Genomic DNA, 23,222 nt, shown 5'->3' with positions numbered 1-23,222 from the left:
CGGGTTCGCGATATACGCGCGGGCAAACGCGACGAGATCGGCGTCGCCCGCGTCGATCAGTGCGCTCGCCGCCTCCGGTGAAATGCCGCCGTTGACGATCAGCGTGCCGTGGAACGACCGGCGCGCATGATCGACGATGCGCGGCAGATCGGGTTCGCCGCTCCAGCCGTTGGTGTCGGCCGCGTGCAGATAGGCGACGCCCGCCGTGTCGAGCATCCGGCCGACGTACGCGAGCGTTGCGTCCGGATCGGCGTCGCGCACGTTGTTGTATTTCGCGTACGGCGAGATCCGCACGCCGACGCGGCTCAGCGGCATCACGCCGCCGACCGCGTCGACGATTTCTTCCAGAAAGCGCGCGCGGTTCGCGACCGATCCGCCGTAGCGATCGTCGCGGCGATTCAGCGTCGACGACAGGAACTGGTGCGGCAGGTAGCCGTTGGCGGCGTGGATCTCGACGCCGTCGAAGCCCGCGGCCATCGCGCGGGCCGCGGCCTGCCGGAATTCGTCGACGGTCGCGACGACTTCATCGGTCGTCATCGCGCGCGACGGCGTCGCATGAATCTTCGTGTAGTAGCCGTTCTGCAGCTGCGCCCAGACCTGCAACTGTTCGAGGTCGTCGTTCACGCCGGACGGCGACAGCGGCGCGGCGCCGCCGAGCAGCGTCAGCGAGCTCACGCGGCCGCCATGCCATAGCTGCGCGAAGATGCGCCCGCCGTTCGCATGGACGGCATCGGTGACGATTTTCCAGGCGGCGGCCTGCGCATCGTCGACGAGGCCCGGCGTCAGCTCGAATGCGGCGGACGCCCGGCTGACGTTGGTGGCTTCGGTCACGATCAGGCCGGCCGACGCGCGTTGCGCGTAGTACTCGGCCATCAGTTCGGTGGGCAGCCCGCGCGACGGCGCGCGCGAGCGCGTCATCGGCCCCATCACGACGCGGTTCGGCAGCGCGAGGCCGCGCAGATCGTAAGCACTGAGCAGGGAAGACATGATGGACTCCTGTGGTTCGACGGGGAGCGGGGCGGCGGCGCGCCCCGCGAACGGATCGGTTCGGCGTGCGACGGCGGGTCAACCCCCGGCGTGGCGTTGCGCGTGCGGCCGGCCGACGAGCAGGTAGTGTGCGAGCGCGACGATCGGGAACGCGCCGGCCACCGCGGCGACGAGCGGCCAGCCGCCATGCTCGTACAGCGGGCTCGCGAGCGCGGAGCCGATGGCGCCGCCGACGAAGATGCTCGTCATGTACAGCGCATTCAGCCGGTTGCGGCTCGCCGCGTGCAGCGCATAGATCTCGCGCTGGCCGAGCACCATGTTCATCTGCACTGCGAAGTCGAGCACGATGCCGGTGACGACGAGCCCGTACAGGCCGGCGCCGTGCACGAACCCGACCGCATACGCGAGCGCGCCGGCGACGAGCGCGATCAGCGTCGCGCGCACCGTATGGCCGGCATCCGCCAGACGCCCGGCCGCCGGCGCCGAGGTCGCGCCGATCGCGCCGACCAGCGCGAACAGGCCGATCGCCGATTGCGACAACCCGTAGTGACGCGTCAGCTCGACGGGCACGGCGGTCCAGAACAGGCTGAACGACGCGAACATCAGGCCCTGGTAGAGCGCGCGGTGACGCAGCACCGGCATCGTACGAACGAGGTGCAGCAGCGAGCCGATCAGTTCGAAATAGGTCGCGCGGTGATCGGGCTGGCGCGACGGAATCGTCAGCGCGAGCACGGCCGTGACGAGCGTCATCAGCACGGCCGCCGCCGCGAACACGAAGCGCCAGCCGAACGCGTCGGCCACGACGCTCGACAGCGGCCGCGCGAGCAGGATGCCGAGCAGCAGCCCGCTCATGATCGTGCCGACGACGCGGCCGCGCGAATGGTCCGGCGCGAGGTGCGCGGCGAGCGGCACGAGGATCTGCACGGCCACCGAGCTGAACCCGATCAGCAGCGAAATCGCGAGAAAGAGCCCGGGCGTGCGCACGAGCGCCGCCGCCGCGAGGCTCGCGATCGACACGACGGCCGTCACGATCATCAGCTTGCGGTTTTCGAGCAGGTCGCCGAGCGGCACGATGAAGAACAGCCCGAGCGCGTAGCCGATCTGCGTCAGCGACACGATCAGGCTCGCCGTGTTGCCGGACATGTGCAGGCCCGGCGCGATGAGCTCGGTGATCGGCTGCGCGTAGTAGAGGTTCGCGACGATTGCGCCGCAACTGAACGCGAACAGCAGGATCAGCCCCTGCGTGAGCTTGACGCCGTGCGCGGGCGGCGCGAGCGGTGTTGAATCCGTTGACATGGTCGACTCCTGGAAAAGGGAAGGGCCGGGCACCGGAGCGTCGCGCCGGCATGGAGCTCGCCTGGCCGCGATACGGTGCACCGCATTGCCGTCGATACTAGTGATCAATCGCTCAGGCCGGAATCGGGACGCCGCGCAATCGAGCGTTGCGCGGCACGCAAAGGTGCCGCGCCGCGCGGGTTCAGCCGCGTTTGCCCTGCAGCGTCGGAATCTGCTCGAACAGGCCCGCGAGCCAGTCGACGAACACCTTCAGCTTGACCGGGATGTGGCGATTGGGCGGATACAGCACCGAGATCGGCCGGGCCGGCGCGTTGAAATCGGTCAGCACTTCGCGCAGCCGGCCCGATTTCAGGTAAGGCTCGACGAGGTACAGCGACGTCTTGATCAGGCCGATGCCGGCGACGCCGCACTCGATGTAGTTGTCCGCGTCGTTGACGGCCACCGTGCCGCACATCTGCACGATGCGCGGCTCGCCGTCGACCACGTAATCCCACGGGCGCGGCCGCCCGGTGTCGGCCGAGATGTGACTGACCGCGACGTGCTGCGCGAGATCGTCGACGGTTTGCGGCTCGCCGCACCGCGCGAAATACGCAGGCGAGCCGCACGTACAGGTGGTCAGGCTGCCGATCCGCTTCGCGATCATGCCCGAATCGTCGAGCGCGCCGATGCGTACCACGCAGTCGACCCCTTCGCCGACGAGGTCGATCTGCCGGTCGGTCACGCCGAGTTCGAGCATGATGTCCGGATGGGCGTCGAGAAACGCCGGCAGCGCGGGCACCACGACCTGCTTCGCCATCGCGGGCGGCAGGTTCACCTTCAGCCGGCCGCGCGGCACGTTACGGGCCTGCGAGACCGACGCCTCCATGTCGTCGATCTCGCGCAGCACCGCGACGGAACGTTCGTAGTAGGCCTGACCGTCCTCGGTCAGCGAGATGCGCCGCGTGGTGCGGTTCAGCAGCCGGCAGCCGAGATGCTGCTCGAGTGCGCTCAGCAGCGCGGACACGCGCGGCGTGGTGAGGCCGGTCGTGTCGGAGGCGCGCGTGAAGCTGCCGGTTTCGACGATGCGCGTGAACACGCGCATCGAAAGCAAGGTATCCATCGTCGGAAGCACTCCAGCCGGTCGGCATGCGGCGCCGGTGCGTGCCGGCGCCGTCTTGTCTCATGTCGGATATAGGGGGGGCGCGTAGCGGGGTGACCGACCCGCTAGGCGTCGATGCGCTTTCTCAATGCGTCGCCGGCGAACGGCATTTCGCGCATGCGCTGCCCGGTCGCGTCGAAGATCGCGTTGGCCAGCGCGCCGGCGGTCGGCCCCATCGACGCCTCGGCCGCGCCGAGAAACGGCGCGCCGGGGCGATTGACCAGATGGACCTTCACGTTCTGCGGCACGGCCGAGAAGCGCAGGATCGGGTAGCTGCTCCAGTCGAAGCTGCGAATCCGTTCCGTGTCGTACTTCAGCGCTTCGTATAGCGTCCAGCTCGCGGCCTGCACGATGCCGCCCTCGATCTGGTTGCGGATGCCGTCCGGCGACACGATCTGGCCCGCGTCGACGGCGGCTTCCGCGTGTTCGAGCGTCACCTGGCCGGTTTCCGGCACGACCGACACCTCGACCGCGATCGCGACGTAGGCCATCAGGTTCTTGTACTTGCCGAACGCGAAGCCGACGCCGCGGTTGCGCGCGCGCGGCGGCCGCGGCCAGCCGAAGTGCTTCGCGGCGAGCTGGATCACCTGCCGCGCGCGATGGTCTTCCATGTGACGCAGCCGGAATTCGACCGGATCGACGCCGGCCGCGTGCGCGAGCTCGTCCATGAAGCTCTCGATCGCCCAGACGTTGGTGTGCGCGCCGAGCGAGCGCATCGCGGACGTCTGCAGCGGCATCGTCGGCGAGAAGTTGTTGACGATGTGCTGGTTCGGCAGCGCGTACAGCGGGATCGCGTTGCGATCGCCGCCGCCCTCCGGCTGCAGCATCGGCGTCGACGGCGCGGGCACGAACGGCGGCTCGAGCATCCGCGCGGGCAGCAGCCGGCCGGCGTTGACGATCCGCTCGTTGTGCGAACTGCTCCACAACGCATAGTTCCAGTCGACGATGCGGCCGCCCGCATCGAGCGACGCGCTGACCTCGGTCACCATCGCGGGCGTGAAGTGATCCCACGTGTGTTCCTGTTCGCGCATCCATTGCACGCGAATCGGCTTGCCCGGCATCGCGGCGGCGATCAGCGCGGCGTGCGCGGCCGCGTCGTCCGCCGCGTTGTGGCCGTAGCAGCCGGAGCCCTCGGTGTGAATGCAGCGCACGCTGGCCTTCGGCATCGACAGCATCTCCGCGAGCGCGTCGCGCAGCGGGTAGACGCCCTGCGAGTGGGTCCACACCGTCATCATCCCGTTCTCGAGATGCGCGACCGAACACGACGGCCCGATCGACCCGTGCAGCAGGTAGTTCTTCAGGAACGTCGCATTCAGCGTCTTCACGGCCGGCGCGGTGGCCGCATGCGTGTTCGCGATCTCGATGCGCTGCGTCGAGATCCGTTTCAGGTCCGCGTGCACGGTGCCGCGCTCGGGCAGCTTGCGGCCCGGCGACCAGCGGCAGCCGGCGGCGAGCGCGCGCTGCGCGACCACCGCCTGCCACTCGCCCTGCGCGACCACCGCGAGCATGCTGCCGTTGCGCACGATCCGCACGACGCCGGGCAGCTTCAGGATCGCGGCTTCGTCGAACGACAGCAGCGTCGCGTCGTACACCGGCGGCATCACGACCCGTGCGTGCAGCATGCCGGGCAACTGCATGTCCTGCACGTAGCTGACGCCGCCCGTGACCTTGCTCGGGATGTCGACGCGCGGCAGCGACGTGCCGATCACGGCGAACGTCGCCGGGTTCTTCAGCGGCGACGTGGGCGCGGCATTGCGATGCAGGTCGACCGTGCGGATCGCGTCGCCGTAGGTCATCGTGCGGCCGTCGGGTGCCTTGATCACCGCGTCGGCGGTGGTCAGCACGCGCGGATCGACGCCGAAGCGTTTCGCCGCGCCTTCCACCAGCAGCGCGCGCACCTGCGCGGTGGCGTTCAGCAGCGCGGAGCCGCTGTCGGCCATCGTGTGGCTGCCGGCGGTCAATCCTTCGTCCGGCGACGCGCCGGTGTCGGCGGTCAGGAACGTGATCAGCGACGGCTTCATGTCGAGTTCCTCGGCGGCCACCTGCAGCAGTGCGGTGCGCACGCCGGTGCCGAGCTCGACCTTGCCGGTAAACACGGTGACCTTGCCGTCGGGCGCGATCTTGACCCACGCGTCGAGCAGCGGATTGGTCTTCAGGCTGCCCGCGAGCGCCTGGGTGGCTTTCGCCACGTGGACGGCCGCACCTTCGTCGGCGATCACCAGCTGCGCGGCCGCGCGCGACGCGGGCGCGAGACTGAACGCGACGAACAGCGCGCCGGAGACGATGAAGTGCCGGCGGCCTTCGTCAATGTCGTCGTGGGAATTCATCACAGCCCCTTGCTGATCGTGACGGGAGCGGAAGCGGGCTCGGGGGCCGGCAGCCCCGCGACCGAGCGCACCGCCGCGAGAATCCGCATATGCGTGCCGCAGCGGCACAGATTCGGTTCCATGTGCGTGCGCAGTTCCTGTTCGGTCGGCTTCGGATTGCGTTCGAGCAGCGCCTGCGCGCGCATGATCATCCCGGCGATGCAGTAGCCGCACTGCGCGGCCTGGTGCTCGATGAACGCGCGTTGCAGCGGGCCCGGATGCTCGGCGGTGCCGAGGCTTTCGATGGTGCGCACGCTGCGCGCGCCGACCGCGGCCACCGGCATCAGGCACGAGAAGGTCGGCTTGCCGTCGACGATCACGGTGCAGGCGCCGCATTGGCCGAGGCCGCAGCCGAACTTCGCGCCGTGCAGGTGCAGGTCGTTGCGCAGCGCGTACAGCAGCGGCGTGGACGGATCGATGTCCAGCGTGTGCCGCACGCCGTTGACGGTGAGGGTAATCATCGTGCGGTGTCCTCTTTTCTGAGCTTCGCGGCCATCGCGTCGACGCCCGGCCACGCGGGACGATCGGTATAGGTCTCGCGCACGTACGCGGCGAGATCGGCGATCTGCGCGTCGTCGTACTGGTCGATGAACGACGGCATGTAGTTGAGCGTGTCCTCGCCGTGCCAGCCGATGCCGTTGAACATCATCTGGATCGCGTTGCGCGGCGTATCGGCGTTGACCGCCGTGCTGAACGAAAGCGTCGGCCGTTCGCCGATCGACTGCATCGGCGCGGCCGGCCCGTGGCACTGCGCGCACGACGCCTGGAACAGCGTCGCGCCGCGTTGCGCGGCCGGCGTCGTCGCGGCGCGTTCGACCGGCTTCGCGGCGGCGGTCGCACGCGCGTTCGCCGGCTTCTGGATCGACAGGATGTAGGCGGCGATCGCCTCGACGTCCTCCACCGGCACCGTCGCGAGGTCGCGCGTGACCGGCAGCATCGGCCCGGCCGCCGCGCCGTGCTCGCTCGCGCGGCCGGTGCGCAGGTAGGTGACGAGCTGTGCCTGCGTCCACGGCCGCGCGGCCTGGCCGAGCGCATTGAGCGGCGGCGCTTCCCAGCCGTCGACGATGCCGCCGTCGAACGCGCGGCCGCGCTGCTCGCCGCCGATCGCGTTCAGCGGCGAATGGCACGACGCGCAGTGGCCGAGCCCGTCGACGAGCATCCTGCCGCGGTTCCATTGCGCGGACTGCGCGGGGTCCGGCCGATACGCGCCTTCGCGCAGGAACAGCACGTTCCAGAACGCGACCAGCGGGCGGAAGTTCAGCGGAAAGATCAGGTCGTTGGCGGGCGCCGTCGCGTGGACCGGTTCACGCGTCATCAGGTACGCGTACGCGGCGGCGATGTCGTCGTCCGACATTCGCGTGAAATGAATGTACGGAAACGCCGGGTAGAGCGGCTGGCCGTTGCGGCCGATGCCGGTGCGCAGCGCGCGGGCGAACGCATCGCGCGACCAGCGGCCGATCCCCGTTTCGGCGTCCGGCGTGATGTTGGTCGCGTAGATCGTGCCGAACGGCGTCGCGAGCGGCAGCCCGCCCGCGAACGGCTTGCCGTCCTTCGCGGTGTGGCACACGATGCAGTCGCCGAGCGCGACGACGCGCGCGCCGGCGCGTACCAGCTGCGGATCGAACGACGCGGGGGCGGGCGGATCGATCGGCGCGATCGACGGCCGCACCATGATGCCGATCGCGACCGCGAGGCCGACGACCGCGATGCCGGCCGCGCCGAACCAGAGTCGTTTGTGCTTCATGCGTGCTCCGGGCGACGCGGTGCGCCGCAAGCGATGCGAGGCGCGGCGACACCGGACGATGCGGGTCGGCCGTGCGGGGTCGTCCGATGCGGCCGCGAGCGTGTTGCCGAGCGGCGGTGATGGGCGGCGGGGATCATGTTGTCACTCCAGCAGTCGATAACGGGCGCACGCGCCGTTCTGCGCGGCAGCTCATGAACGGCAGTCTACGCAGAGGCCGCTTCCATTGCCTGAAGCGGCGCTGAAACGTTCTGAACGGTGTCCGGCCCCGGATCGGTCCCGGTTCGGCGCCCGGGGGACGATGACGGGCGGCCATCGTCCGCAGCCGCCCCGCACGTCGCGTTACGACGGAACCTCGCCCGCGACGACTTCGTCCGCGTAGCACCAGATCCAGCGCTCGCCGGGCTCGATCGAGCGGACGAGCCGGTGGCCGGTGTCGTGGAAATGCCGGCTCGCGTGGCGATTCGGCGACGAGTCGCAGCAGCCGACGTGTCCGCAGACCAGGCACATCCGCAAATGCACCCAGCGGCTGCCCGATTTGATGCATTCCTCACAGTAGTCCTTGTCGGTGTCGAACACACGTACTTCGTCGAGATGCGTACAGGCGTTGGCCATCTTGCGCTCCGATGCCGGCGCGGGAGCGACGCTTGCGGCGGGGCCGGCGCGAGGCCGCAAGCGGGACGGATACGCGACATTGTGCGGCGTCGTGGCGCGGCCGGACCTTAATTGTCATGAAGCGGCCCGCGCGGCGCGTACCGGCGGCGTACAGTCGCAAATGCGTCCGGCCGCGGCACCGCCGCACCGGCCGGACCGCATTCGACATCGACATCATCGGGAGGCGCTCATGGAGCAACCGCAACACGTGCGGATCGTCGGCCTGCCGCGCAGCAGGGACGCGTATGCGATCCGCGATTTCCTGCAGCGGCGCATGATCGCGTACGACTGGTGCGAGCTGACGTCCGACGCCGACTGCGCGCAGGTGCTCGGCATCGCGCCGCTGCGCGACATCCGGCTGCCGGTCGTGATCTTTCCGGACGGCTCGCGCCTGTACCAGCCGACACTGGCCGAGATCGCCGCAAGGCTCGGCTGGGTTGCGCGGCCGCGCTTCGTCGAATACGACGTGTCGATCTACGGCGCGGGGCCGGCCGGGCTGTCCGCGGCGGTCTACGCGGCGTCCGAAGGGCTGCGCGCGGTCGTGATCGAGCGCGGCGCGATAGGCGGGCAGGCCGGCACGAGTTCGCTGATCGAGAACTACATGGGCTTCCCCGACGGCATCCCGGGCGCGGAGCTCGCAGAGCGCGCGCGCGAGCAGGCGGTGAAGTTCGGCGTCGAGCTGCTGACGATGCGCGAGGGCGTGCATGCGACGTTCGTCGACGGCAAGATTCGTGTCGAGCTCGCCGACGGGTCGATCCTGATCGCCCGCGCGAACATCTGCGCGACCGGCATCGAATATCGCAGCCTCGGGCTGCCGGAAGAACCGGCGTTTCTCAACGCGGGGCTGTTCTACGGCGCCGGGTCGAGCGAAGCGCCGATGTGCGCGGGCGAGCAGGTCTTCATCGTCGGCGGCGGCAATTCGGCCGGCCAGGCCGCGATGAATTTCTCGCGGCATGCGCGTCAGGTGACGATGCTCGTGCGCGGCGCGTCGCTCGCCGACACGCTGTCGCGCTACCTGATCGACCGGATCGAACGCACGCCGAACATCGAGGTCCGCTACCGGTCGAGCGTCGCCGCGCTGCACGGCGACGGCTGGCTCGACGCGATCGAGCTTCGCTCGGCGGACGGCACGCGCGAACGGCTGCCGGCCACGCGCCTGTTCGTGTGCATCGGCGGCGCGCCGAATACCGACTGGGCGAAGGACACCGACATCATTCGCAATCCGGACGGTTATCTCGTCACCGGCGGCGACCTGTACGACTGTCCGGCGTTCGAGCGCGTGTGGCCGCTCGAGCGCCGGCCGTACCACCTGGAAACCAGCGTGCCGGGATCGTTCGCGGCGGGCGACGTGCGATCGGGCTCGGTCAAGCGTGTCGCGTCGGCGGTCGGCGAAGGCGCGATGGCCGTGACCTTCGTGCACCGGTTTCTCGGCGAGGATGCGCATCGGCTCGCGCGCGCGTGACGCGCTCGCGGGCCGTTCGATGCGTTCATCGCGCGTCGGCTTGCGTCGCGTCGCGCAACCCGCCCCGGCCGGCGTGCCCCGGGGGCGTCCACCCGCCGCCCAACGCACGCACGAGGCTCACCGTCGCGACGGCCAGCGCCTGCCGGCTGTGAATCAGCTGGCGCCGCGCATTCAGTGCGTCGCGATCGGCGTCGATGACTTCCAGGTAGCTGACGTAACCGTGCGCGTAGCGGCTCAGCGACAGCCGCGCCGCCGCGTCCGTCGCGCGCGCCGCGCTGTCGTAGCGCACGATCCGCTCCTTTTGCGCGGCGATGTCGTTGAGCGCATCCTGCACGTCGCGCAACGCACCGATCGCGGTCGCGCGGTAGTTGGCGTCGGCGACGTTCGTGCCGGCTCGCGCGGTGGCCACCGCGGCATCGCGCTTGCCGCCGTCGAACAGCGTCAGCGCGACGTTCGCGCCGAGACTCCACAGCGAGCTGTTGCGGTCGAGAAACGAGCGCAGGTCGCGGGTGGCGAAACCGCCGTCGGCGGTCAGCGTCAGCGTCGGCAGCCACGCGGTGCGCGCGATGCCCAGCTCGAGCGACGCCGCATCGGCGCGCCGTGCCGCCGCGAATACGTCCGGGCGTTGGGCGAGCAGCGCGGACGGCAGCCCGGCCGGCACCTCCGGCACCTGCACGGGCACGGCGCCCGTGTCGACGTCGAACGCGGTCGGCGACACGCCGGTCAGCACCGCGAGGGCGTCGACGAGGTTCTCGCGCAGCCGGCGGCTCTCCGCGAGATCGGCATGCGCGGTATCGAGATCGGCCGACGCGCGCAGCCCGTCGAGATCGCTGGCCGCGCCGGCCCGCACGCGGGCGGCGATCACGTCGAGCGCGGTGCGTCGCAGCCCGATCGCGCGCGTGAGCGTCACGAGATCGTCGTCGACGTAGCGCAGCGTCAGGTAGTCGACGGCCACTTCGGTCGCCACCCGCAGACGCACCGCATCGCGATCGGCCGCCGCCTGCAGCAGGTTCTGTTCGCCGACGTCGGCATCGCCGCGCAAGCGGCCCCATAGATCGACTTCGTAGCTCGCGGCGACGGGCACCGACCAGTTGTGCATCGTGCGCTTCGGCAGCGCGTTGTCGACCGTGCCGGACACCCGCGTGCGGCTGAACGACGGGTCGACGCGCACGGTCGGCGCCAGCGGGGCTTCGCGCACGCCGAGCAGCGCCTGCGCCTGGTCGACGCGCGCGGCCGCCGCGCGGATGTCGAGGTTGTGCGCGAGTGCGGCGTCGACGAGGCGGCCGAGTTGCGGGTCACCGAACCACGCGGGCCACGCGGCGAGCGACGGTGCGTGCGCATCGGTCGCCGGATCGGCATGGCGGAACCGGTCGGTTTCGACCGGGGCGGGCGCGAGCGGCTGCGGTGCGATCGAGCACGCGGCCAGCAGGCTCGCGGCGAGCAGGGCGAAGACGCGCGTCATCGCGATTCGCTGCCGGGTTGCAGCGTGACGACGACCGACAGCCCGGGCCGGATGCGCGGCTCCGTCGCGGCCGGGCCGTCGAGCAGGATCTTCACGGGCACGCGCTGCGTGACCTTCGTGAAATTGCCGGTCGCGTTGTCGGGCGGCAGCAGCGCGAACTGCGCGCCGGTCGCGGGCGACAGGCTGTCGATGCGGCCGCTGAACGCGCGCTGCGGCAGCGCATCGAAGCGCAGTTGGACGGCGTCGCCGGCGCGCACGTGCCGCAGCTGTGTCTCGCGGAAATTGGCGACGATCCACGGATGCGGCTCGACCAGCGTGAGCAGCGCCTGGCCGGGCGCGACATGCTCGCCGGTCTCGACGGTCTTCTTGCCGACGTAGCCGTCCGACGGCGCGACGACCGCCGTGTAGCCGAGTTGCAGCAGCGCGTCGTGCAACTCGGCGTCGTTCTGGCTCGACGCGGCCTCGGCGGCCTGAGCGGCGGCGAGCGCGCTGCGCCGTTGCGCATCGGCCGCCGCGACGCGCGCGCGGGCCGACTTGCGGGCGGCATCGGCCGCATCGAACTCCTGCTTCGACAGGCCGCGCGGCGTCTCGCGGGTCAGTTCGCGGGCACGGGCGTAATCGAGTTCGGCCTTTTCGGCGTCGGCGTGCGCCGACACGAGCGCCGCATCCGCCTGCTCGATCAGCGCGCGTGCGCGGCTCGCATCGGCATGCGCCTGGGCGACGCGGGCACGCTGCGCCGCGACGCGCACGTCGAAGTCGCGCCGGTCGATCTGCACGAGCGCGTCGCCCGCATGCACGAACTGGTTGTCGTCGACGAGCACACGCTCGACCGTGCCGGCGACGCGCGGCGAGATCACGTGCAGGTGGCCGGTCACGTACGCGTCGTCGGTGCCGCGATCGCGTGCGTCGAACTCGCACACGAGCAAGGCGACGAGCAGCAGCGCGATCACGGCGATCGCGACGACGCCCAGCCGCCGGGAACGCGCGGGCGCAGCGGGCGACGGTGCGGAAGAGGGTGGGGTCATGATCGGCAAACTCCGTCGTACGGGCAGGATTCGACGCACCGCGTTATGCTTGCGCCAGCTTGACAGGCGGGAGCCGCTCGACGATGAACACGACGTTCGCCACCGGCAGTGCCGTGCCGGCGCCGGCCGCAGGCCCGGCCTCCGACATCCCGACGTTTCGGTCGATCGCCGCGATCGCGGCCGTGCTGCTCGGCGCGATCATCGCGACGCTGACGTCGCGCATCACGTCGCTCGGGCTGGCCGACGTGCGCGGCGCGCTCGGCGTCGGCGTCGACGAAGGCGCGTGGATCAACACCGCGTTCACCGCGTCGCAGATGTTCGTCGGGCCGCTCGCGATCGCGGCGGCCTTCATGTTCGGCACGCGCCGCGTGCTGGTCGCGGGCGCCGTGGTGTTTCTCGGCGCGGAAGCCGTGCTGCCGCTGTGCACGCAATTCGGCGCGTTCATCGTGTGCCAGGCGATCGCGGGGCTCGCGTCCGGCGTGTTCGTGCCGCTGACGGTCGGCTTCGTCGTGCGCACGCTGCCGCCGCGGCTGATTCCGTTCGGCATCGCCGCGTATGCGATGAATCTGGAGATGTCGCTGAACCTGTCGGCCACGCTCGAAGGCTGGTACAGCGAACATCTGAGCTGGCGCTGGCTGTTCTGGCAGAACGCGGCGCTGACCGTGCCGTTCATCGCGTGCCTGATGCTGTCGCTCGCCGACGAGCCGATCAAGCGCTTCGCGTCCGGCATCGATGCGCGCGGGATGCTGCTCGGCGCGGGCGGGTTTGCGTGCCTGTGCATCGCGCTCGACCAGGGCGAGCGGCTGTTCTGGTTGCAATCGCCGTTGATCGTCGCGTTGCTGGCCGCCGGCATCCTGATGATCGCCGCATTCCTGATCCACGAACTCGCGTCGCCGCGCGCCGGGCTGGATCTCGGCTACCTCGCGCGGCCCAACATCGCGCTGCTGATCGTGCTCGTCGGTCTCGTGCGTTTCACCGTGCTCAACACGAGCTTCATCCCGTCGCTGTTCCTCGCCAGCACGTACGGCCTGCGGCCGTTGCAGATCGGCGATACGCTGCGCTGGATCGCGATCCCGCAACTGCTGTTCGCGCCGTGCGTCGCGCTGTTGCTGCAGCGGGTCGATCCGCGCCGGCTGATCGTCGCCGGCTTCGCGATGGTGGCGATCGCGTTCGCGCTCGGGTCGCGGCTCACGCCGGTGTGGGCCGAGCCCGACTTCATCCCGTCGCAGCTGCTGCAGGCGCTCGGTCAGACGATGGCGCTCACGTCGGTCATCTTCTTCTTCGGCAAGCACGTGACGGCCGAGCACGCGTTGACGTTCGGCGCGGTCGTGCAGGCGACGCGCCTGCTGAGCGGGCAGCTCGGCACGACGTCGATCGCGGTGATTCAGCGGATCAGGGAGGCTACCCATTCGAATCTCGTCGGTCTGCATGTGTCGCTGTCGGATCCCGAAACGCTCGAACGGCTGCGGGCCGGCGCGGCGTCGCTGGTCGCGCATGGCGCCACGTTCGCGACCGGCAACCAGGCGGCCTATGCGCTCGTCGATCGCGCAGTGCGCGTGCAGGCCACGACGCTCGCGCTGGCCGACAACTTCCGGGTGGCGATGGCGTTCGCGCTCGCCGGCGCGCTGCTCGGCATCCTGTTGCGCCCGGTGCGGGCGCCGTAAGTGTGGCACCGGGCGGTCTGAAATTTCCTGAAAAGTCCTGAACGGCGCGTCCGTCGCGTCCGTCGCGGCAGCATGCGCGCTGCCGCGACGGACCGCGTGCTTACGCCTGCAGGAACGCAAGCAGCTCGGCGTTGATGCGATCGGCGTTCACGACGCACATGCCGTGCGAGCCGCCTTCGATCACCTTCAGCACCGCGTGCTTGACGATCTTCGACGACAGCCGGGCCGAATCGTCGATCGGCACGATCTGGTCGTCGTCGCCGTGCAGCACGAGCGTCGGCACGTCGATCTTCTTCAGGTCGTCGGTGTAGTCGACTTCCGAGAACTCCTTCACGCACAGGTACTGGCCGTGGATGCCGCCCATCATGCCCTGCGACCAGAATGCGTCGATCGTGCCCTGCGACACCTTCGCGTTCGGCCGGTTGAAGCCGAAGAACGGCACGGCGAGATCCTTGTAGAACTGCGAGCGGTTCTCCGCGACGTTCTTGCGGATGCCGTCGAATACTTCCATCGGCAAGCCGCCCGGATTGGTCGGCGACTTCACCATCTGCGGCGGCACCGCGCCGATCAGCACCGCCTTCGCCACGCGCTTCGTGCCATGGCGGCCGATGTAGCGCGCGACTTCGCCGCCGCCGGTGGAGTGGCCGACGAGCGCGGCTTCACGCACGTCGAGCGCGTCGAGCAGCGCGGCGAGATCGTCCGCATACGTGTTCATGTCGTTGCCGCGCGACGGCTGGCTCGAACGGCCGTGGCCGCGGCGGTCGTGCGCGATCACGCGATAGCCGTGCTGCACGAGGAACAGCATCTGTGCGTCCCACGCGTCCGCGCACAGCGGCCAGCCGTGCGAGAACACGACCGGGCGGCCGCTGCCCCAATCCTTGAAGTAGATCTGCGTGCCGTCCTTGGTGGTGATCGTGTTCATCGTGTGCGCTCCTGAGTGGGCCGAAGAGGGGCTGTGGGACGGCGTGCCGGCCGCGGCCGCTATGGCGGGCAGCGCGGCTGCGGCAACGGCCGTCGCGCCGGCGAGCAACATGTCGCGGCGGCGGGCCGACGAAACGGCGTCGGTCTGTTCGGGATGCATCTGGACTCCTGAGGTATGCGGCGGCGAGGCCGCACGGGATGGTGGATCGGTGGCGGCTGGTCGCGGCCATCCCGCCCGGCAGCCGGCCGGCGTGCGCCGTCGCGCGTCGATGGTGGCGCGCGGACGAACGAATGCCGTCGGGAGCGTAATCCGGCGCGGTGCGCGCCGTACTGAAATCCGGCTGAATTCTCTTGAACGCCGCGGCGCCGCCAACGGATTTGCCGCACTGCAGAAAAATTAAGGCCGCGACCGGGACTCTTCAGCGCACGGCGGCTATCGTCAGCATCGGGTCATCGGCACACGTCGCGCGCCACGCGAACGGGGCCGACCGGCCCGCGCCGCCCGTCACCTGCCTGGATAAGCCGCCATGGACGCCTTCAATCGCTGGGAGCACATGATCACGTCGCTCGGACCGCTATCTGCCACGGGCGTCCGGATGCCGCCGCTGCCGCGCACGCGAGAGGCGGACGGCTCGCGTCGCCCGCATCGGGACGATGCGCCGGTGCCGTCGAGCGGCGACGTGCGCCGCCGCAGCGCGATCGTCGCCGTCGAGCGGCAGACCGATTCGTCGATGCTGGTGTCGTGGAGCGATCCGACGCGCTGCCGCTACGACGAACAACGCTGGATCAGCGCGAAGGCGCGCCGGCTGGCGCGCTGCGCGCTCACCGGGCAACCGATCCGGGTCGGCGACGCGATCTACAAACCCCAGTGGCGCGGCGAGAAACGCCCCGCGAACTGCCGCGAGATGGTGCTCGCGACGGCGCTCGAGCAGTTCGTCGCCCGGCAGTCCCGCGCATGACGCGCCGCGCCGCACGCTTTGGCCGCGTCCGTGGGCGCGGCTTCCCTACTCGAAAGGAACCTTCATGAGCACGTTCACCACCCGCGACGGCGTGTCGATCCACTACAAGGACTGGGGCAGCGGCCGCCCGGTCGTGTTCATTCACGGCTGGCCGCTGAATGCCGACATGTGGGACGTGCAGATGCATCACGTGGCGTCGCACGGCCTGCGCGGCATCGCGTACGACCGGCGCGGCTTCGGGCGGTCCGATCAACCGTGGAGCGGCTACGACTACGACACGCTGGCCGACGATCTCGCGACGCTGCTCGAGACGCTCGACCTGCATGACGTGACGCTCGTCGGCTTTTCGATGGGCGGCGGCGAGGTGGCCCGCTACATCGGCCGGCACGGCACGCGCCGCATCGCGAAGGCGGTGCTGATCGGCTCCGTGACGCCGATTGTCGCGCGCCGCGACGATCATCCGGAAGGCGTGGACGTCGCGGTATTCGACGGCATTCGCGCGGGCATCGTGGCCGATCGCGCGGCGTTTTTCGACGGCTTCTGGCCGCTCTTTACCGGTTCGAACCGCGGCGGCTCGACGGTGTCGCGCGCGGCGCTCGGCTGGACCTCGGTGATGGCGCTGCTGGGCGGGCTGAAGGGCACGCTCGAGTGCGTTCGCGCATTTTCCGAAACCGATTTCCGCGCCGACCTGCAACGGTTCGACGTGCCGACGCGCGTGATTCACGGCGACGACGACCAGACGGCGCCGCTCGCGCTGACCGGCGCCGCGACCGCGAAACGCGTGCCGAATGCGACGCTGAGCGTCTATGAAGGCGGGCCGCATGCGCTGTACCTGACGCATGCGGCCCGGCTGAACGACGAATTGCTGGCGTTCGCGCAGGACTGAGCTCCGCGACGCCGACCGGCGGCGGCGTGGGGCACGCGCCGCCCGTTTCGCGCGGCGCATCGCGCCGGCCGCGCACGCAAATGAACCGACGGATATTCGGCCGGCACGATAGAGGCGCCGAAAATAAACCGGCCGTGCGAATCGAAAAGAAAATGCGCCGTATTTCTCCGCGCGAAAAACATTTCGTCTGATATATCGAAATCGAATTCATGGACGCATGCACGATTTGCACGTGAAACGTGCGTGGCCTCGCCGTATTTCGGTGCCTGGGCGGTGCTCGGGCGCAAACAGCGCCGCACGGCGGTATTTTTCGTCATTTCAAAAAATTCGAGCCGTTCATTCTGATAATTTGAATCATTCGACCATGCAAATACCGTAGCATTGATGCGGAACCGGCACCCGATTTCAGTGGGGCGCCGTTGAATGTCACCCTCAAGAAATTCTCATGATCCGGATTGGAACACTTCACGTTTTTCTCGACAGACGTGAAATTCGTTCGAACGGCAAGCTGCTGCGCATCGGCAGCCGCGCATTCGAAATTCTCGAGCTGTTGATTCGGGCGAACGGTGCGCTGGTATCGAAAGACGACATCATGCAGCGCGTATGGCCGCACACCGTGGTGGAGGAAAACAACCTGCAGGTGCACATCGCGTCGCTGCGCAAGGCGCTGGCCGGCGACCGCAACCTGATCGTGACGGTGCCGGGCCGCGGCTATCGGCTGGTCGCCGGGCAGGACGACGGCGACGCGCCCGTGCGTCCCGCGACGTGGCGGCCGTCCGCGGCGCCGAGCACGCTGTTCGGCCGCGAACAGACGGTCGCCGACGTGCTGGCCGCGCTGCAGGGCGCGCGCGTCGTGACGCTGGTCGGCGCGGGCGGCATCGGCAAGACGCGCGTCGCGATCGAAGCGGCGGCGCGCGCCGACGCACGCTTTCCGGAAGGCACAGTATTCGTTTCGCTCGCGACCGTCGCGTGTCCGCGCTTCGTGCCTGACGCGCTGGCCGGCGCGTTCGGCATCACGCAGCCGACCGGGTCGCTGACCCTCGAAGCGGTGCTCGCCAGCGTCGCGCGTCGCCGGATGCTGCTCGTGCTCGACAATTGCGAGCACCTGCTCGACGCCGCCGCGCAGATCGCGAGCGCGCTCACCGATGCGGACGACGGGCTGTGCGTGCTCGCGACGAGCCGCGAATCGCTGCGCATCCACGGCGAGCGCGTGTGCCCGGTGCCGCCGCTCGACGTCCCCGACGAAGGCGCGGGCGACCGCGAGGCGATGAACGCCAGCGCGGTGCAGTTGTTCGCGGCGCGGGCCCGCGCGGCCGATCCGCGTTTTCCGCTCGACGCGCGCAGCCTGGCGTTGATGGCGTCGGTCTGCCGCCGCCTCGACGGCCTGCCGCTCGCGATCGAGCTGGCGGCGGCCCGCGCCGCCGTGCTGGGCATCGACGTGCTGGCCGCCCATCTCGACGATCACTTCCGGCTGCTGACCGGCGGTTTTCGCACCGCGTTGCCGCGCCACCAGACGCTGCAGGCGATGTACGATTGGAGCTACCGGTTGCTCGGAGACGCCGAGCGCCTGCTGCTGCGATGGCTCGGCGTGTTTCGCGACGGCTTCTCGATCGAGGCCGTGCGCGAGGTCGTCGGCGCCAACGGGCTGGCCGGCGCCGATCTGCTCGATACGATCGCCGGCCTCGTGTCGAAATCGCTGGTGATCCTCGAAACCGCGCACGGCGTGCCGCGCTACCGGCTGCTGACGACCACGCGGGCCTACGCGCAACAGCAGCTCGACAGTCACGGCGAGGGGGCGGCTGCGGCGCGCGCGCACGCGACCTACTTCCTCGCGTTGTTCCGGCGCGCGGCCCACGATGGCGACGCGCCGGGCAGCGGGCCGGAGGGCGCGACCCGGCTCGATGCGGTCCGGCGCGAGCTCGGCAATCTGCGTGCCGCGCTCGACTGGGCATTTTCGGCCCAGGGCGACGCGGCGCTCGGCATCGCGCTTACGGCCGTCGCGGTGCCGTGCCTGTTCGATCTGTCGCTCGTCGACGAATGTCGCGAGCGCGCGCGTGTCGCGCTCGATGCGATGCGCGACGCGGATGCAACCGGGGTATCCGACGATGCACGCGTGCGGGTGCTGGCCGCGTATGCGGCGGCGCTCGCGCATACCGCGGGGTCGACGCAGGTCGTGCACGATGCGTGGTCGGAGGTCCATGCACTCGGATTCGATGCGGCCGAGGCCGAGCTGCCGTCGCGCGAGTCGTGACGCCGGCTTCGTGCGCGTCCCCGATGTTTCAGAACGATTCAGCCCGGATACAGGACGGCGGCAGGCGGCGCGCGTAGATTGCCTGAACGGCGCGTGCCGACACTCCGTCGGCACGCATGCGCATCGACCACGTGCGCTCGCCGACGTCGCGCGATCCCGCTGAACGCCGGCGCGGCGCAACGCCCGGCGCACGCGTCGCCGTGCATCCCGCTCAACCGACGAACCGCGCATGAAACCTGACCAACCCGACCTTTCCCGTCACGCGACCGATCTCGGCCTGCTGTTCCTGCGCGTCGCCGCCAGCGTGCTGTTGCTCGTGGTGCACGGCTTGCCAAAGATCGTGCATTACACGGCCGAAGCCGCGGCCATCGAAGATCCGTTCCATCTCGGCCGCACGCTGTCGATCCTGTTCGCGATCTTCGCGGAGGTCGTGTGCCCGGTCTTCATGATCGTCGGTCTGTACCCGAGGCTGGCGGCGCTGCCGGTGATGATCGTCACGCTCGTCGCGCTGGTGTTCGTCCACCCCGACTGGCCGCTGCGCGATGCGCAGTTCGCGTGGATGCTGCTGATCCTGTTCGGCACGATCGCGATCGCGGGCACCGGCCGCTACGTGCTGCCGCTGCCATTGCCGGGCGTCATGCGCCGGCGCGCCTAGCCGCGGCCAGCACGTCGGCGGCCCGCACGCCATGTGCCCGACGATTCCGTCCGCGCGGCGACGTACGTGCCGCCGCGTCCATCCTTTCGCACACCGCGCGTGCGTTCCGACATGTTGAATTTCTCCGATACGGCGCTCTACGGCGCGCCGATCGTGCTGGCCGATCTCGCCGCGTGGCGGCTGGTCGGGCGCAATCGCGCCGTGGCGCGCGCCATCCGGCGCTGTGCGGCGTTCGCCGCGCTGAGCGCGGTGCTGTTCGCGACCGGCGTGAGCCCGCTCGCCGTGCCCGCGTCGCTCGGCGGGCTCGATCGGATCGTGGTCCAGGCCGTCTGCATCGCCTGGTGGCTTCAGTGCGCGATCGTGTTCAGTCTGCTGCTCAATCATCTGCTGCTGCCGCATGCGTGGCGCAACCAGCGGCTGTTTCACGACCTCGCCGAAGCCGTCGTGTTTGGCGCGGCCGCGGTGGCCGCCCTCGGCTACGTGCTCGGCCTGCCGTTGAGCGGCCTGGTCGCGACCTCCGGCGCCGTGGCGGTGATACTCGGCCTCGCGCTCCAGAACACGCTGAACGACGTGTTCTCCGGGCTCGTGCTGAATACCACGCAACCGTTCCGGCTCGACGATACGGTCTCGATCGGCGAGCTCGAAGGGCGCATCGTCGAGAGCAACTGGCGTGCGACGAAGCTGATCGACAGCCTCGGCAACCTGGTCGTCGTGCCGAACAGCATCGCGGCGCGCGCGACGATCGTGAATCTCAGTGAACCCGCGGGTCTGCACGGCGTGACGCTCGCGCTCGACCTCGATCCCGCGGTGCGGCCGGCGGTGGCCGTCGGTGCGCTGGAGCGGGCCGCGGCGAGTTCGCTCGACGTGCTCGCGCGCCCCGCGCCGATCGCGGTCGTGAAGGCGTTCCGCGCGAACGCGATCCAGTACGAACTCGTCTGCTACGTCGACGCGCTGCAGAAGAAAATCACCGTGCGCAACGCGCTCTACGATCTCGCGCATCGGCATCTGGCCGCGGCGGGTGTCGCGTGGCGACCGCTCGCGGGTCCTGCGCCGGCGGCTGCATCGTCATCGACCTCGCCAGGGCAGCCGGTATCGCGCCGGCTACTGCTGTTGCGCGCGGTCGAATTGTTCGCGCGCGTGGACGACGACGATCTGGCCGTGCTGGCCGATGCGCTGGTCGCGCGTTCGTTCGGCAAGGGCGACGTGATCTACGCGTCGAATGCGGAATCGCGCGTGCTGACGATCGTCGAATCGGGCGTCGCGGCGGTGTTCGTGCCGGGCGCGTCCGGCGATGTGGAAGTCCGGCGGATGGCGCCGGGCGATGCGATCGGGCAGTCCGTCGTGCTCGCCGGCACGCGGCTTCATGCGACCGTTCACGCGGTGACCGCGATGACCGTGCATCAGCTTCGCAGCGAGGATCTGTCGGCATTGATCGCGAGGAAGCCGGCGCTCGGCAGGCTGATGTGCGAGTCGCTCACCGACCATATCGCGACCGAGGAACGGGTGATGATTCCGCCGGTCGAGAAGGCGCACGCCGGGTTCAGCCTGATCGGCTGGCTCGAGAAGGAAATGAAACGGCTGCACGATTCGCTCGGCTGACGTGCGGCCGGATCGCGAGGGTCGCCGGCGCGAGGGGATGGGCATGCGCTTTCTTTCGCGGCGCGTGGCGCCGTGCCGGGGCGCTGCATGATGCGCGCGATGCCGGGCCGTCAGCCATCGACGGGCGGCCGGCGTGTGTGGTCCCCGCGTGCCGGCGGGCCGCGAACGGACGCGTCAGTCCGGCGTCGTGAAACGATCGACGAGATCGGGCTGGTCGAGTTGCTCGACCCACCAGTGCAGCGCGCGGCCCGCCTCGTCGCCACGCCACGCGAGATAGCAGTGCGTGGTATCGCGCATGCCGGTCACCTGGCGCGCGACGAGCTTGCCGTCGGCGATCGCGCGCGCCGCGATGCATTCGGGCAGCGTGCCGACCGCGAGCCCTTCGCATTGCGCTTCCAGCTTCGCGGCCAGCGTCGGTACCGCGAGATACGGCTGGCCCGCATCGATCGCGACCGACTGCGGCTGCAGTTCGCGCGATGTATCGCTGATCACCGCGCCGCGATACTGGACGACCGACGCCATCGACAGCGGTTCGGGCAGCGCCGCGAGCGGATGGGACGGCGCGACCGCGAACACGTGTTTCAGCGAGCCGATCGGCCTTGCGACGATGCCCGGCAATTCCGGCGGTTCGCCCGCCGCGCCGACGACGAGATCCGCCCGCCGCGAAATCAGCGCATCCCACGCGCCGCCGAGCACTTCCGTCGACAGCCGCAACCGCGTGTCCATCCCGAGTGCGTAGAACCGGTGGACGTACGGCCACAGCGCGTCGAACGGCAAGATCTCGTCGATGCAGACGCGGACTTCCGTTTCCCAGCCCTGTTGCGCACGCAGCGCCTTCATTTCGAGCTGCTCGGCCGCACGCAGCAGGCGCCGGCCTTCCTCGACGACGATGCGGCCCGCATGCGTGAGCTTCGCGCGCCGTCCGCTGCGGTCGAACAGCGCCACGCCGAGATCGCTTTCGAGCTTCTGCACCAGGTACGTGAGCGCGGACGGGACCCGATGCAGCAGTTCCGCTGCTTCGGCAAAGGTGCCGGTGCGGTCGATCGCGTCCAGGGCTTCGAGCGCTTCGAATGACAGCTTCATCGCGAATTCCGGTAGGGGGTGGCTGGCGCATCATACCAGTGCGGGGTGCGGCGCGAGCAGCGTGCGTCGCCGCGATTTGCTAGAGTGATAAGCCTCGTCATTCACCTTCCCGCCTCGCCCCATGAGCGCCCCGCAGCCGGACACCCCATCGTCCGATTTCCTCCCGGCCGACGTCAGGCAGACCGTCGTCACGCAAGCGTTGCCGAACGGGCAAATCGGTATCGTCCGGCTCAAGAGCTTGCGCAGGAACATGGGGCTGACCGCGCCCTATGAACTCGAGAATACGGACCTGATCGTGCTGCAGTTGCACCCGTTCGGCGAGCAGGATCTGTGGCTCGACGGCCGCCCCGCACCGTTCGTTCCGTATGACGCGGGAACCGTGTCGATCTACGATCTCGACCGTCGCTGGGTGGCCGACCTCCAGGGTGCGTTCGATTGCCTGCATTTCCATCTGCCGCGCCACACGCTCGAGGAAACGGTCGACGACCTCGGCGGCCGGCAGCGGCCGCAGCTTTATCTGCCGCCGCATCTGAGCACCCACGACTCGATCATCCATGCGCTCGGGCACGCGCTGCTGCCCGCGCTGGCCCGCCCCGCTGAAGCGTCGCAGATCTTCATCGATCACGTGGGGCTGGCGTTTCAGGCGCACGTCGCGCATCGTTACGGCGGCGTCGGCGAGCGGCGGGAAAGGTCGGACGGCAAGCTCACGCCGTCGCAGGCGCGCCGCGCGAAGGAGTTGCTGCTCGCGCACCTCGACGGCAACATCGGTCTGGCCGACGTGGCGAGCGCGTGCGGGCTGTCTCGCGGCCATTTCGTCAAGGCGTTTCATCGAACGACCGGGCTGCCGCCGCATCGCTGGCTCATCGTGCAGCGCGTCGAACGGGCAAAGGAATGGATGCGCGACCCGAACATGCCGTTGAGCATGATCGCCGTTGCGTGCGGCTTCGCCGATCAGAGCCATTTCTCGCGCACCTTCACGCGCTTGACCGGCGTCACGCCTCGCCGGTGGCGCGCGGACCATACGTGAGCGTCGCGATGCGGATGCGGAGCACGGCATGACAAACGCGGCGACG

At 69.7% G+C, this 23,222-nt stretch carries 20 protein-coding genes; 9 read left to right on the top strand and 11 right to left on the bottom strand.

The genetic code is table 11. From position 1 onward, the window contains the following. The 7 genes from JMF86_RS33730 to JMF86_RS33700 all read right to left on the bottom strand — a co-directional run. Positions 1-987: alkene reductase (locus tag JMF86_RS33730; RefSeq protein ID WP_201317365.1), on the bottom strand; the 987-nt coding region annotated here is incomplete at its 3' end. Positions 988-1,065: 78 nt separating this feature from the next. After that, positions 1,066-2,283: an MFS transporter gene (locus tag JMF86_RS33725; RefSeq protein WP_200159957.1), complete on the bottom strand. Its 1,218-nt coding sequence runs from the start codon at positions 2,281-2,283 to the stop codon at positions 1,066-1,068. A gap of 181 nt (positions 2,284-2,464) precedes the next feature. Then, a complete protein-coding gene (locus JMF86_RS33720; RefSeq protein ID WP_006481367.1) occupies positions 2,465-3,382 on the bottom strand; it encodes a LysR family transcriptional regulator in 918 nt (305 codons plus the stop codon). A gap of 104 nt (positions 3,383-3,486) precedes the next feature. Beyond that, positions 3,487-5,748 (bottom strand): molybdopterin cofactor-binding domain-containing protein, encoded by a 2,262-nt coding sequence (locus JMF86_RS33715; protein ID WP_201317364.1) that lies wholly within the window; start codon positions 5,746-5,748, stop codon positions 3,487-3,489. Further along, positions 5,748-6,248 carry a (2Fe-2S)-binding protein gene (locus JMF86_RS33710; protein WP_006498476.1) on the bottom strand — a complete coding sequence of 167 codons (501 nt, stop codon included), beginning with the start codon at positions 6,246-6,248 and terminating at the stop codon, positions 5,748-5,750. The genes JMF86_RS33715 and JMF86_RS33710 overlap by 1 nt, the downstream gene beginning before the upstream one ends. After that, complete coding sequence (locus tag JMF86_RS33705) at positions 6,245-7,531, bottom strand: cytochrome c (protein ID WP_201317363.1); 1,287 nt, start codon at positions 7,529-7,531, stop codon at positions 6,245-6,247. The genes JMF86_RS33710 and JMF86_RS33705 overlap by 4 nt, the downstream gene beginning before the upstream one ends. Before the next feature lie 339 nt (positions 7,532-7,870). Beyond that, a complete protein-coding gene (locus tag JMF86_RS33700; protein WP_201317362.1) occupies positions 7,871-8,143 on the bottom strand; it encodes a ubiquitin carboxyl-terminal hydrolase 14 in 273 nt (90 codons plus the stop codon). A gap of 229 nt (positions 8,144-8,372) precedes the next feature. On the opposite strand from JMF86_RS33700, the gene JMF86_RS33695 reads away from it, so the two are divergent. After that, positions 8,373-9,644: an NAD(P)/FAD-dependent oxidoreductase gene (locus tag JMF86_RS33695; RefSeq protein WP_027811894.1), complete on the top strand. Its 1,272-nt coding sequence runs from the start codon at positions 8,373-8,375 to the stop codon at positions 9,642-9,644. A gap of 25 nt (positions 9,645-9,669) precedes the next feature. On the opposite strand, the gene JMF86_RS33690 is transcribed toward JMF86_RS33695, so the two are convergent. Beyond that, the gene (locus JMF86_RS33690; protein WP_201317361.1) at positions 9,670-11,106 is read right to left on the bottom strand and encodes an efflux transporter outer membrane subunit; all 1,437 of its coding nucleotides are present in this window, start codon (positions 11,104-11,106) and stop codon (positions 9,670-9,672) included. After that, positions 11,103-12,131 (bottom strand): HlyD family secretion protein, encoded by a 1,029-nt coding sequence (locus JMF86_RS33685; RefSeq protein ID WP_201317360.1) that lies wholly within the window; start codon positions 12,129-12,131, stop codon positions 11,103-11,105. Before JMF86_RS33685 ends, JMF86_RS33690 begins: the two co-directional genes overlap by 4 nt. A gap of 83 nt (positions 12,132-12,214) precedes the next feature. On the opposite strand from JMF86_RS33685, the gene JMF86_RS33680 reads away from it, so the two are divergent. After that, positions 12,215-13,795 carry an MFS transporter gene (locus JMF86_RS33680; RefSeq protein WP_201317359.1) on the top strand — a complete coding sequence of 527 codons (1,581 nt, stop codon included), beginning with the start codon at positions 12,215-12,217 and terminating at the stop codon, positions 13,793-13,795. A 100-nt stretch (positions 13,796-13,895) separates the two neighbouring features. Here the strand turns inward: JMF86_RS33680 and JMF86_RS33675 are convergent, their stop codons facing one another. Next, positions 13,896-14,717, bottom strand: coding sequence for an alpha/beta fold hydrolase (locus JMF86_RS33675; RefSeq protein ID WP_230462067.1), 822 nt, complete (start codon positions 14,715-14,717; stop codon positions 13,896-13,898). Here JMF86_RS33675 and JMF86_RS35200 point away from each other — a divergent pair. The 6 genes from JMF86_RS35200 (at position 14,698) to JMF86_RS33650 (ending at position 21,066) form a co-directional block, all read left to right on the top strand. Beyond that, complete coding sequence (locus JMF86_RS35200) at positions 14,698-15,117, top strand: hypothetical protein (RefSeq protein ID WP_236593050.1); 420 nt, start codon at positions 14,698-14,700, stop codon at positions 15,115-15,117. The genes JMF86_RS33675 and JMF86_RS35200 overlap by 20 nt on opposite strands. Before the next feature lie 126 nt (positions 15,118-15,243). Beyond that, positions 15,244-15,675, top strand: a complete 432-nt coding sequence (locus JMF86_RS33670; protein WP_011545662.1) for a DUF3331 domain-containing protein — start codon at positions 15,244-15,246, stop codon at positions 15,673-15,675. Between the two features lie 64 nt (positions 15,676-15,739). Continuing rightward, on the top strand, positions 15,740-16,561 hold the full coding sequence (locus JMF86_RS33665; RefSeq protein ID WP_201317357.1) for an alpha/beta fold hydrolase: 822 nt from the start codon (positions 15,740-15,742) through the stop codon (positions 16,559-16,561). A 445-nt stretch (positions 16,562-17,006) separates the two neighbouring features. Further along, positions 17,007-18,812 carry a winged helix-turn-helix domain-containing protein gene (locus JMF86_RS33660; protein ID WP_011545660.1) on the top strand — a complete coding sequence of 602 codons (1,806 nt, stop codon included), beginning with the start codon at positions 17,007-17,009 and terminating at the stop codon, positions 18,810-18,812. A gap of 229 nt (positions 18,813-19,041) precedes the next feature. Next, positions 19,042-19,467 carry a DoxX family protein gene (locus JMF86_RS33655; RefSeq protein WP_201317356.1) on the top strand — a complete coding sequence of 142 codons (426 nt, stop codon included), beginning with the start codon at positions 19,042-19,044 and terminating at the stop codon, positions 19,465-19,467. A gap of 111 nt (positions 19,468-19,578) precedes the next feature. After that, positions 19,579-21,066 (top strand): mechanosensitive ion channel family protein, encoded by a 1,488-nt coding sequence (locus JMF86_RS33650; RefSeq protein WP_201317355.1) that lies wholly within the window; start codon positions 19,579-19,581, stop codon positions 21,064-21,066. 174 nt (positions 21,067-21,240) lie between these two features. On the opposite strand, the gene JMF86_RS33645 is transcribed toward JMF86_RS33650, so the two are convergent. Further along, the gene (locus tag JMF86_RS33645) at positions 21,241-22,149 is read right to left on the bottom strand and encodes a LysR family transcriptional regulator (RefSeq protein ID WP_012337491.1); all 909 of its coding nucleotides are present in this window, start codon (positions 22,147-22,149) and stop codon (positions 21,241-21,243) included. 121 nt (positions 22,150-22,270) lie between these two features. On the opposite strand from JMF86_RS33645, the gene JMF86_RS33640 reads away from it, so the two are divergent. Beyond that, positions 22,271-23,176 carry an AraC family transcriptional regulator gene (locus JMF86_RS33640; RefSeq protein WP_201317354.1) on the top strand — a complete coding sequence of 302 codons (906 nt, stop codon included), beginning with the start codon at positions 22,271-22,273 and terminating at the stop codon, positions 23,174-23,176. The last annotated feature ends 46 nt before the right edge of the window (positions 23,177-23,222 follow it).

The sequence above is a fragment of the Burkholderia sp. E168m15 genome (assembly GCF_016586105.1).
In the GTDB taxonomy this organism is placed as follows: domain Bacteria; phylum Pseudomonadota; class Gammaproteobacteria; order Burkholderiales; family Burkholderiaceae; genus Burkholderia; species Burkholderia orbicola.
This window is presented reverse-complemented; position numbering and strand designations above follow the sequence as displayed.

Bases quoted from the DNA above. Each gene is read 5' to 3' on its own strand.
- JMF86_RS33725 (WP_200159957.1), bottom strand. From the start codon at position 2,283: ATGTCAACGGATTCAACACCGCTCGCGCCGCCCGCGCACGGCGTCAAG.
- JMF86_RS33720 (WP_006481367.1), bottom strand. From the start codon at position 3,382: ATGGATACCTTGCTTTCGATGCGCGTGTTCACGCGCATCGTCGAAACC.
- JMF86_RS33715 (WP_201317364.1), bottom strand. From the start codon at position 5,748: ATGAATTCCCACGACGACATTGACGAAGGCCGCCGGCACTTCATCGTC.
- JMF86_RS33710 (WP_006498476.1), bottom strand. From the start codon at position 6,248: ATGATTACCCTCACCGTCAACGGCGTGCGGCACACGCTGGACATCGAT.
- JMF86_RS33705 (WP_201317363.1), bottom strand. From the start codon at position 7,531: ATGAAGCACAAACGACTCTGGTTCGGCGCGGCCGGCATCGCGGTCGTC.
- JMF86_RS33700 (WP_201317362.1), bottom strand. From the start codon at position 8,143: ATGGCCAACGCCTGTACGCATCTCGACGAAGTACGTGTGTTCGACACC.
- JMF86_RS33695 (WP_027811894.1), top strand. From the start codon at position 8,373: ATGGAGCAACCGCAACACGTGCGGATCGTCGGCCTGCCGCGCAGCAGG.
- JMF86_RS33690 (WP_201317361.1), bottom strand. From the start codon at position 11,106: ATGACGCGCGTCTTCGCCCTGCTCGCCGCGAGCCTGCTGGCCGCGTGC.
- JMF86_RS33685 (WP_201317360.1), bottom strand. From the start codon at position 12,131: ATGACCCCACCCTCTTCCGCACCGTCGCCCGCTGCGCCCGCGCGTTCC.
- JMF86_RS33680 (WP_201317359.1), top strand. From the start codon at position 12,215: ATGAACACGACGTTCGCCACCGGCAGTGCCGTGCCGGCGCCGGCCGCA.
- JMF86_RS33675 (WP_230462067.1), bottom strand. From the start codon at position 14,717: ATGAACACGATCACCACCAAGGACGGCACGCAGATCTACTTCAAGGAT.
- JMF86_RS33670 (WP_011545662.1), top strand. From the start codon at position 15,244: ATGGACGCCTTCAATCGCTGGGAGCACATGATCACGTCGCTCGGACCG.
- JMF86_RS33665 (WP_201317357.1), top strand. From the start codon at position 15,740: ATGAGCACGTTCACCACCCGCGACGGCGTGTCGATCCACTACAAGGAC.
- JMF86_RS33660 (WP_011545660.1), top strand. From the start codon at position 17,007: ATGATCCGGATTGGAACACTTCACGTTTTTCTCGACAGACGTGAAATT.
- JMF86_RS33655 (WP_201317356.1), top strand. From the start codon at position 19,042: ATGAAACCTGACCAACCCGACCTTTCCCGTCACGCGACCGATCTCGGC.
- JMF86_RS33650 (WP_201317355.1), top strand. From the start codon at position 19,579: ATGTTGAATTTCTCCGATACGGCGCTCTACGGCGCGCCGATCGTGCTG.
- JMF86_RS33645 (WP_012337491.1), bottom strand. From the start codon at position 22,149: ATGAAGCTGTCATTCGAAGCGCTCGAAGCCCTGGACGCGATCGACCGC.
- JMF86_RS33640 (WP_201317354.1), top strand. From the start codon at position 22,271: ATGAGCGCCCCGCAGCCGGACACCCCATCGTCCGATTTCCTCCCGGCC.